General features: G+C 72.8%; 8 protein-coding genes. 4 read left to right on the top strand and 4 right to left on the bottom strand.

All coding sequences use genetic code 11. The annotated features are described in order from the left end of the window. Positions 1-174 precede the first annotated feature (174 nt). Positions 175-2,112, top strand: a complete 1,938-nt coding sequence (gene dxs / locus ACFCX4_RS15625; protein WP_376142612.1) for a 1-deoxy-D-xylulose-5-phosphate synthase — start codon at positions 175-177, stop codon at positions 2,110-2,112. After that, positions 2,102-3,598 carry an aspartate aminotransferase family protein gene (locus tag ACFCX4_RS15620; RefSeq protein ID WP_376142610.1) on the top strand — a complete coding sequence of 499 codons (1,497 nt, stop codon included), beginning with the start codon at positions 2,102-2,104 and terminating at the stop codon, positions 3,596-3,598. The genes dxs and ACFCX4_RS15620 overlap by 11 nt, the downstream gene beginning before the upstream one ends. 102 nt (positions 3,599-3,700) lie before the next feature. On the opposite strand, the gene ACFCX4_RS15615 is transcribed toward ACFCX4_RS15620, so the two are convergent. Further along, the gene (locus ACFCX4_RS15615) at positions 3,701-3,973 is read right to left on the bottom strand and encodes a DUF6343 family protein (RefSeq protein ID WP_376142607.1); all 273 of its coding nucleotides are present in this window, start codon (positions 3,971-3,973) and stop codon (positions 3,701-3,703) included. A 258-nt stretch (positions 3,974-4,231) separates the two neighbouring features. Here ACFCX4_RS15615 and ACFCX4_RS15610 point away from each other — a divergent pair, with 258 nt between their 5' ends. Beyond that, positions 4,232-4,420 (top strand): I78 family peptidase inhibitor, encoded by a 189-nt coding sequence (locus tag ACFCX4_RS15610; protein ID WP_030305299.1) that lies wholly within the window; start codon positions 4,232-4,234, stop codon positions 4,418-4,420. Here ACFCX4_RS15610 and ACFCX4_RS15605 read toward each other — a convergent pair. Together ACFCX4_RS15605 and fabG are read right to left on the bottom strand one after the other, a co-directional pair. Further along, the gene (locus ACFCX4_RS15605) at positions 4,371-5,261 is read right to left on the bottom strand and encodes a phosphatase PAP2 family protein (protein ID WP_376142604.1); all 891 of its coding nucleotides are present in this window, start codon (positions 5,259-5,261) and stop codon (positions 4,371-4,373) included. The two genes, ACFCX4_RS15610 and ACFCX4_RS15605, sit on opposite strands and share 50 nt — an antisense overlap. 231 nt (positions 5,262-5,492) lie before the next feature. Continuing rightward, entirely contained in the window at positions 5,493-6,260 is a 768-nt protein-coding gene (gene fabG / locus ACFCX4_RS15600) for a 3-oxoacyl-ACP reductase FabG (RefSeq protein WP_376142602.1), read from the bottom strand. Positions 6,261-6,810: 550 nt separating this feature from the next. On the opposite strand from fabG, the gene ACFCX4_RS15595 reads away from it, so the two are divergent. Beyond that, complete coding sequence (locus ACFCX4_RS15595) at positions 6,811-7,677, top strand: MarR family winged helix-turn-helix transcriptional regulator (RefSeq protein WP_376142600.1); 867 nt, start codon at positions 6,811-6,813, stop codon at positions 7,675-7,677. Positions 7,678-7,879: 202 nt separating this feature from the next. On the opposite strand, the gene ACFCX4_RS15590 is transcribed toward ACFCX4_RS15595, so the two are convergent. Beyond that, positions 7,880-8,743 (bottom strand): aldo/keto reductase, encoded by an 864-nt coding sequence (locus tag ACFCX4_RS15590; RefSeq protein ID WP_376142598.1) that lies wholly within the window; start codon positions 8,741-8,743, stop codon positions 7,880-7,882. Positions 8,744-8,750 lie beyond the last annotated feature (7 nt).

Here is an 8,750-nt window from a genome sequence, read left to right as displayed (position 1 = left end):
CCCTTCCCACCCCCCACCCGAATACCTAGCCAGTTACTTGTCTCGTGGGCTCGTTGATGTGTCTCACACACCGCCGCCCGGCCCGGGCCGCCGACCCGGGCCGGGCCCACCCCGCGCGGCCGCGGCCCACGGCGGGGGCACCACCGCACCGCTCCGAGTCGTGAGGTGAAAGCCATGTCACTGCTCTCCAGCGTCACGTCCCCGGCCGACCTGCGGGCCCTTCCGGCCGCCGAACTGCCCCGGCTCGCCGACGAGATCCGCGACTTCCTGATCGACGCCGTCACCCGCACCGGGGGCCACCTCGGACCCAACCTCGGCGTCGTCGAACTGACCATCGCGCTGCACCGGGTCTTCGACTCCCCGCGCGACCGCGTCGTCTGGGACACCGGCCACCAGAGCTACGTCCACAAGCTGCTCACCGGCCGGCAGGACTTCTCGAAGCTGCGTGCCAAGGGCGGCCTGTCCGGCTACCCCTCGCGCGCCGAGTCCGAGCACGACCTGGTCGAGAACTCGCACGCCTCCACCGCGCTCTCCTACGCCGACGGCCTGGCCAAGGCCAACCAGCTGCTGGGCAGCACCGACCCGGTGGTCGCCGTGATCGGCGACGGCGCGCTCACCGGCGGCCTCGCCTGGGAGGCGCTGAACAACATCGCCGCGGCCAAGGACCGGCCGCTGGTCATCGTCGTCAACGACAACGAGCGCTCCTACTCGCCGACCATCGGCGGCCTGGCCAACCACCTCGCCGCGCTGCGTACCACCCAGGGCTACGAGCGCTTCCTGTCCTGGGGCAAGGACGCGCTGCAGCGCACCCCGGTGGTCGGCCAGCCGATCTTCGACGCGCTGCACGGCGCCAAGAAGGGCTTCAAGGACGCGTTCGCCCCGCAGGGCATGTTCGAGGACCTCGGCCTCAAGTACCTCGGCCCGATCGACGGCCACGACGTCGCCGCCCTGGAGTCCGCGCTCACCAAGGCGCGCGGCTTCGGCGGGCCGGTCATCGTGCACTGCCTCACCGTCAAGGGCCGCGGCTACCTGCCCGCGGAGCAGGACGAGGCCGACCGCTTCCACGCCGTCAACCCGATCGACCCCTACACCTGCCTGCCGATCTCGCCCAGCGCCGGCGTCTCCTGGACCTCCGTCTTCGGCGACGAGATGCTCGCCGTCGGCGCCGACCGGCCGGACGTGGTGGCGATCACCGCGGCGATGCTCCAGCCGGTCGGACTGGCCAAGTTCGCCAAGGCCTACCCCGAGCGGACCTTCGACGTCGGCATCGCCGAGCAGCACGCCGTCGCCAGCGCCGCCGGCCTCGCCACCGGCGGGCTGCACCCCGTGGTGGCGGTGTACGCGACCTTCCTCAACCGCGCCTTCGACCAGGTGCTGATGGACGTCGCCCTGCACCGGCTGGGCGTCACCTTCGTGCTGGACCGCTCCGGGGTGACCGGGCCGGACGGCGCCTCGCACAACGGCATGTGGGACATGTCGATCCTCCAGGTCGTCCCCGGGCTGCGGCTCGCCGCCCCGCGCGACGCCGACGAGCTGCGCGCCCAGCTGCGCGAGGCCGTGGACGTCGCCGACGCGCCGACCGTGGTGCGTTTCCCCAAGGCGACCATCGGTCCGGCCGTGCCGGCGGTCGAGCGGATCGGCGGCGTGGACGTCCTGCTGCGCACCGCGGAGGAACCGGAGATCCTGCTGGTCGCCGTCGGCACCATGGCCGGCGCCGCACTGGACGCGGCCCGGCTGCTGCTCGCCGAGGGGTTCACCGCGACCGTCGTGGACCCGCGCTGGGTCAAGCCGGTCGACCCGGTGCTGCCCGGGCTCGCCGCCGCGCACGGGCTGGTGGTCACCGTCGAGGACAACGGGCGCACCGGCGGCGTCGGCGCGGCGCTCGCCCAGGCGCTGCGCGACGCGGAGGTGGACGTCCCGCTACGGGTGCTGGGCTTGCCGCAGGAGTTCCTCGGGCACGCCGCGCGCGGCGAGATCCTGGAGGAGACCGGGCTGACCGGCACCGGGGTCGCCGCCCAGACCGCCGCCTTCGCCAAGCACCTGCTCCCGGCCCGGGGACTGCCGGACCGGGCACGACCGAACCGAGGAGCGAACCAGCACCATGCCGGCTGACCCCGACCGCACCGACCGCCTCGACCGCGTCGACGGCCTCGACCCCTCCGGACGGCCGGACGGCCACGGGCGGCTCGACGGCCGCGGCCCCGCCGGCCCGGCCCGGCCGCGCTTCGACCTCGCCGCCCTGCTCGCCGAGCGCGGCGGGGAGCGGTACGAGCTGCAGAGCCGCTACCTGAACCCCCAGCTGACGCGGATGCTGCACACCATCGGCTTCGATAAGTACTACGAACGGGCCCGGGGGCAGTACTTCTACGACGCCGAGGGCAACGAGTACCTCGACATGCTCGCCGGCTTCGGCATCTTCGCGCTGGGCCGCCACCACCCCGTGGTCCGCTCGGCCGTCCAGCAGGTGATGGACCTCGACCTGCCGGACCTGGTCCGCTTCGACTGCTCGCCGCTGCCCGGTCTGCTGGCCGAGCGGCTGCTGTCCCACACGCCCGGCCTGGACCGGGTGTTCTTCGGCAACAGCGGCACCGAGGCGGTGGAGACGGCGCTCAAGTTCGCCCGGTACGCCACCGGCCGCAAACGGATCCTCTACGCCGACCACGCCTTCCACGGGCTGACCACCGGCTCCCTCTCGGTGAACGGCGAGGGCGGGTTCCGCAAGGGCTTCGAACCGCTGCTGCCGGACACCGCGATCCCGCTCGGCGACCTCGGGGCGCTGGCCAGGGAGCTGAAGCGCGGCGACGTCGCGGCGCTGATCGTCGAGCCGATCCAGGGCAAGGGCGTGCACGCACCGCCGCCCGGCTGGCTGCGGGCCGCGCAGGAACTCCTGCACGACCACAAGGCGCTGCTGATCTGCGACGAGGTGCAGACCGGCATCGGGCGGACCGGTGAGTTCTTCGCCTACCAGCACGAGGACGGCGTGCTGCCGGACCTGGTCTGCGCGGCCAAGGCGCTGTCCGGCGGCTACGTGCCGGTCGGGGCGACCCTCGGCAAGGGCTGGATCTTCGAGAAGGTGTACTCCTCGATGGACCGGGTGCTGGTGCACTCGGCCAGCTTCGGCTCCAACGCGCAGGCGATGGCGGCGGGTCTGGCGACCCTGGAGGTCATCCGGGACGAGCGGGTGGTGGAGAACGCCCGCAAGGTCGGCGACCACTTCCGCGAGCGGCTGACCGAGCTGGTCGACCGGTACGAGCTGCTCGCCGAGGTGCGCGGGCGCGGGCTGATGATCGGCATCGAGTTCGGCCGGCCGAGGTCGCTGAAGCTGCGGACCGGCTGGACGGCGCTCCAGGCGGCCCGCAAGGGGCTGTTCGCCCAGATGGTGGTCGTCCCGCTGCTCCAGCGGCACCGGATCCTCACCCAGGTCTCCGGGGACCACCTGGAGGTGATCAAGCTGATTCCGCCGCTGATCATCACCGAGGCGGACGTGGACCGGTTCGTGGCGGCCTTCACCGACGTGATGGAGGACGCGCACCGGGGGAGCGGCCTGATGTGGGACTTCGGGCGGACGCTGGTGAAGCAGGCGGTCGGCAACCGCTGACGGGGCGGGGCGGCGCGACGGCGGGGCGACGGCGGCGGGACGAGGCCGTGGGCGGGGTGGGCGGCCGGGGACGCGGCTTCCCACCCCGCGGGAGACACCGCGTCAGAGCTCGGTCCGGCGGCGCCGGACGACCACGAGGAGATCGACGACGGCGAACAGGGTGAGGAGGCCGCAGGCCACGGCGAAGCCGACCAGGGTTCCCCGGCTCGGCGCACCGAAGGCGGGGGCGTTCGCCGCCCAGAACGCGAAGCCCGCGGTGGCCAGCGCGAACAGCGGGGTGAAGGTCAGCGAGAGCAGGTAGCGCAGTCGGAGGTCGCTGCGGGCGGTCGCGGGCTCGGTCCCGCTGCGCCACCGGCGCGGGGTGGTGGCGGGCATCCGCGGTCACCTCCCGGTCCGCAGTCGTGATCCGGAGCCGTGCTCCTCGGTCGGGTTCCCCGGTTCGGGTTCCCCGGTTCGTGTTCCCCGGTTCGTGATGCTCGGTCGTGATGCTCGGTGATCCGAAAGCATGGTTCGAGGCCGTGCCGGTGGGGTCGTCGGCGGCGCCGGCCGGGGGGGACGGTGTCGCGTGCGACCGGTTCGCACGGCCGGTCTACGATTCCAGCGTACGTCCGTTGGGCGAGCCGGGGAGGGGCGATGACGGACACCGACGCGGAGGGCTACGCGGGGCTGCGGGTCGAGCGGGCCGAGGAGCTGGCCCGCCGGCACGGCTGGGCCTCGGTGCGGGTGCTGCCGCCGGGGGCGGCGATGACCATGGACCACCGGGAGGGGCGGCTCAACCTCGCGGTGCGCGACGGCGTGGTGGTCCGCAGCTGGGAGGGGTGACCGCCACCGCTCCGGGGCGGGTCGTGCGGGTGCGTGTCGCGTCGTGGTGCTCCGCGCCGACGCGCGTCGCTTCGGCACGGCCCGCTTCGGCACGCGCTCTCGCGCGGGCTCGCGCGCGCCGTCGGGTGAGCCGGCGCTCGGCGGCGAGCACCAGCGGTTCCAGCAGCGGGAGCGAGAGCAGGACCAGCAGGCCGGCCGCCCACCCGGCCAGGACGTCGGTGACCCAGTGGGTCCCCAGGTAGACGGTGGTCAGGCCGACCGACCAGGCGGTGGCGCCGGCCAGCAGTGCGCCGGTGCGCCGCCAGCGGCCCGCCAGGTAGGCGAGCGCGCCCCAGGTGACCACCGCGTTCGCGGTGTGCCCGGAGGGGAACACGGTGCCGCCGGAGAAGAGCTCGGGCGAGCCGACGTAGTGGGCGTAGTGCGGGCCCAGCCGGCCGGTGACGATCTTGACGCCGCCGACCGTGAGGTTGAGCAGCAGCAGCGCCGTGCCCATCACCAGGAGCGGCCGGATCCGGCGCAGCCGGCGGGCGCGCCACCCCAGCCAGCCGAAGGCCGCGAGCGCCGAGGGCCCGCGCTGGCCGGCCACCACCCAGTTGTCGAGCAGCGGCTGCAGACCGGGCCAGTGCTCGTAGGGCCGGAACAGGCGGATCCTCCAGTCGAGGTCGACCAGTGAGGTGTCGAGCAGGACGGCGGCGGTGACGAGCAGGTAGCCGAGCGCGGTGAGGCCCAGCAGGGCCGCGCGCCGGCGGCCGGGGGTGCGGCGGGCGGGCGCGCGGGGAGTGCGGTGCGGTCGTTCGCGGCGGGTGGTCGGGTGCTCCGGCGGTTCACTCGGCGCTGGCACGGCGGTGACCATACCCGGCGACACAGGGTGATTCCCCGTATCATTCGGAATTCCCCGACAAAGGCGTTCCCGGCGCGTCCGAGGCCGTTTCAGGACGATCCAAAGCCCTTTTCGGATCGAATGTCCGTATGGTGTTCGTGTGCTTTTTCCCAAGTCCGGGCAAAAAGCACGGGGCGGGAGACCGGCCGCGCCGGTTCCCACCCCGTGGTAACCCTGTGTAGGTTCGGTGACTCAGTCGAGGGGGCCGCCGGCGATGTAGACCACCTGCCCGGAGACGAAGCCCGCGCCCTCGCTCGCGAGGAACGAGACGGCGTGCGCCACGTCCTCCGGAACGCCGACCCGCCCGACCGGGATGGCGGTGGCGGCGGCGGCCTTGAAGTCCTCGAAGTCCATGCCGACCCGGGCGGCCGTGGCGGCGGTCATGTCGGTGGCGATGAAGCCGGGGGCGACCGCGTTGGCGGTGATGCCGAACTTGCCGAGCTCGATCGCCAGGGTCTTGGTGAAGCCCTGCAGACCCGCCTTCGCCGCCGAGTAGTTGGCCTGTCCGCGGTTGCCCTGGGCCGACGAGGACGACAGGTTGACGATCCGTCCGAAACCGGCGTCCACCATGTGCTTCTGGACCGCACGGGTCATCAGGAAGGCACCGCGCAGGTGCACGTTCATGACAGTGTCCCAGTCGGATTCGGTCATCTTGAAGATCAGGTTGTCGCGCAGCACGCCCGCGTTGTTGACGAGGACGACCGGCGCGCCGAGTCCGGCGGCGATCCGGTCGACGGCGGCCTGGACCTGGTCGGCGTCGGAGACGTCGGCGCCGACCGCGAGGGCGCGTCCGCCGGCGGCCGTGATCCGCTCGACGGTCTCCCGGCCGGCCGACTCCTCCAGGTCGAGGACGGCCACGGCGTAGCCGTCGGCGGCCAGCCGTACGGCGGTGGCGGCGCCGAGGCCGCGTGCGGCGCCGGTGACGACGGCGACCCGGGGCGTGGTGGTCTGCTCGGTCATGCTCGGTCTCGTCTCTCTCGGGGGAATCGGGCGTTGTTGCAGGTCAGTTGCAGGTGGCCGGGCCTTGCAGATGGGCGCGCCCCTCCGGGGAGGGGCCGTCGGCCGTTCCGTCCCGGTCCGGGGGCATTCAGGGAATTCCCAGGAACCGCTCGGGGGGCACTCGGGATCCGCCGGGCCGTCACGGGGGGCGGATCCGCCCTGGTGGGCCCACCCTACCGACGAGTAGGGACCGCGACCAGGGTGAAGCCCCAGGTGACCGTGGGTAAGGACCGGCCGGTCGGCTTTCTCCTGCGAACGGGTTACCGACGGGTCGGCACGGCGCGTAAATATGCCAATGTTGCCGAACCTGCGTCTACTATCCGCCCCTGCCTGCCAGCGAGGGCCTGCCGTTTGTATAGTGTCCGCCAGCAGCCACCGGCTGCACGGCTGGAGCGCCCTCCCTCATAGCGGGACGCCCACTCGCCGTTACTGCCCCACCCGGGTGTCCCACACACACCGGGTGTGACATCGGGACGGATACATGGTGCTGGGGGAGATCCCGACGACCCGTGTGTCCGCGCGACTGCAGCAGTCGCCCGGACACCTCATCCGCGTTGCACAGCAGGTCCACACCCGGCTGTGGTCCGAACACGTCGGAGCCGATCTCACGGCTCCGCAGTTCGCTGTCCTGCTGGTCCTCGCCCTCGAACCGGGGGCGGACCAGCGGACGGTCGGCGAGCGTGCCTCGCTCGACAAGGCCACGATGGCCGAGATGGTCGCCCGGCTCGTCCGGCGTGGCCTGGTGCTGCGACGCCGAGACCCGGCCGACGGCCGGCGCAAGCTGCTCGCTCTCTCGCAGAGCGGCGCCCAGGCTGTTCGTGAGGCCACCGGCGGAGTGGTCCGCGTGCAGCGCACGCTCTTCGAGCCGCTCACACCGGAGGAGCAGCTGGAGATCGTCCGCGTGATGGCCAAGATAGCCAGACTGGAACCGGCCCAGGTCGCCGTCCTCACGGACGCGCGACCGATGCTGGACGCCCAGCGGGCGATCGGCTACCTGATCAGGGTGAGCCAGCAGGTGCACACCAAGCTCTGGTCGGAGCACGTCGGTTCGGAGCTGACGGCGCCGCAGTACGCGGTGCTCGACGCCCTCGAACTGGAGCCGGGCGCCGACCAGCGCACGGTGGGCGAGCTGGCCTCGCTGGACAAGGCCACGATGGCCGAGATGGTCAGCCGGCTGGTCCGGCGCGGCCTGGTCCAGCGGCGCCGCGACCCCTCGGACGGCCGGCGCAACCTGCTCTCGCTCTCACCGGCGGGACAGGACCTGCTCCACCGCTCGGCCGCCGGTGTGGCCGAGGTCCAGCGGCTGCTGCTGGCGCCGCTGGAGGAGCACGAGCACGAGGCCGCGCTCGCGCTGATCGCCAAGGCGGCCCGGCTCTAGCCGGTACGCCCCGGAGGTCAGCCAAAACGATTCACCAGCCGCCCGTCGGACGCCCGCCAGTCGTCCGCCGGTCGGCCCGAGCCCGCCGACCCCGGGCCGGTGACGGTTCTCGCAGGTCAACGCGGTGAAGGCCGCCCTCCCCGACGGAGAGGGCGGCCTTCGCCGTTGACGCGGGGTCAGGCGGCCCGGGCCGCCCGCCGGGTCAGTTCCAGTCGAACCCCTGCGGGTCGGGGCCGATCCGGGTGCCGGTGGCGATGCCGGCGATCGCGGCGAGGTCCTCGGCGTCCAGCTCGAAGCCGGCGACGTCCAGGTTCTCCTTGATCCGCGACGGGGTGACCGACTTCGGGATCGCGATGATGCCGTTCTGCAGGTGCCAGCGGAGCACCACCTGGGCGACGGTGCGGCCGTGCTTGGCGGCGATCGCGGCGAGCGCGGGCTCGGAGAGCAGCTCCTTGCCCTGGCCGAGCGGGCTCCACGCCTCGGTGGCGATGCCGTGCTCCGCGTGGAAGGCGCGGAGCTCCTCCTGCGGGAAGTACGGGTGGAGCTCGACCTGGTTCAGCGCGGGGAGGAGGGAGGACTCCTCGACGAGCCGGGTGAGCTGCTCGGTGCCGAAGTTGGAGACGCCGACCGAGCGGACCCGGCCGTCGGCCTTCAGCTGCTCCAGCGCCTTCCAGACGTTGAGGTAGCTGCCGTGCATCGGGCGCGGCCAGTGGATGAGGTACAGGTCGAGGTAGTCGAGGCCGAGCCGCTCCAGCGAGGCGTCGAACTCGCGCAGCACAGCGTCGCGGCCCTGCTCGCCGGACCAGTCACGGGTGCCGGAGTTCCAGAGCTTGGTGGTGATGTAGAGGTCCTCGCGGGCGAGGCCGCCGGCCAGGGCCTCGGCGATCGCCTTGCCGGTGCCGTCCTCGTTCTCGTAGATCGCGGCGGTGTCGATCGAGCGGTAGCCGGCCTCGATCGCGGCGCGGACGGCGGCGGTGGCCTCCGCGTCCGGCACCTGCCAGACCCCGAAGCCGAGCTGGGGGATCCGGGTGCCGTCGTTGAGCGTGACGCTGGGGATGTTGCTCACGGAAGGA

It is taken from the genome of Kitasatospora sp. NPDC056327 (genome assembly GCF_042261735.1).
In the GTDB taxonomy this organism is placed as follows: Bacteria; Actinomycetota; Actinomycetes; order Streptomycetales; family Streptomycetaceae; genus Kitasatospora.
The sequence above is the reverse complement of the archived record's forward strand: the minus strand, read 5'-3'. Positions and strand labels throughout refer to the sequence as shown.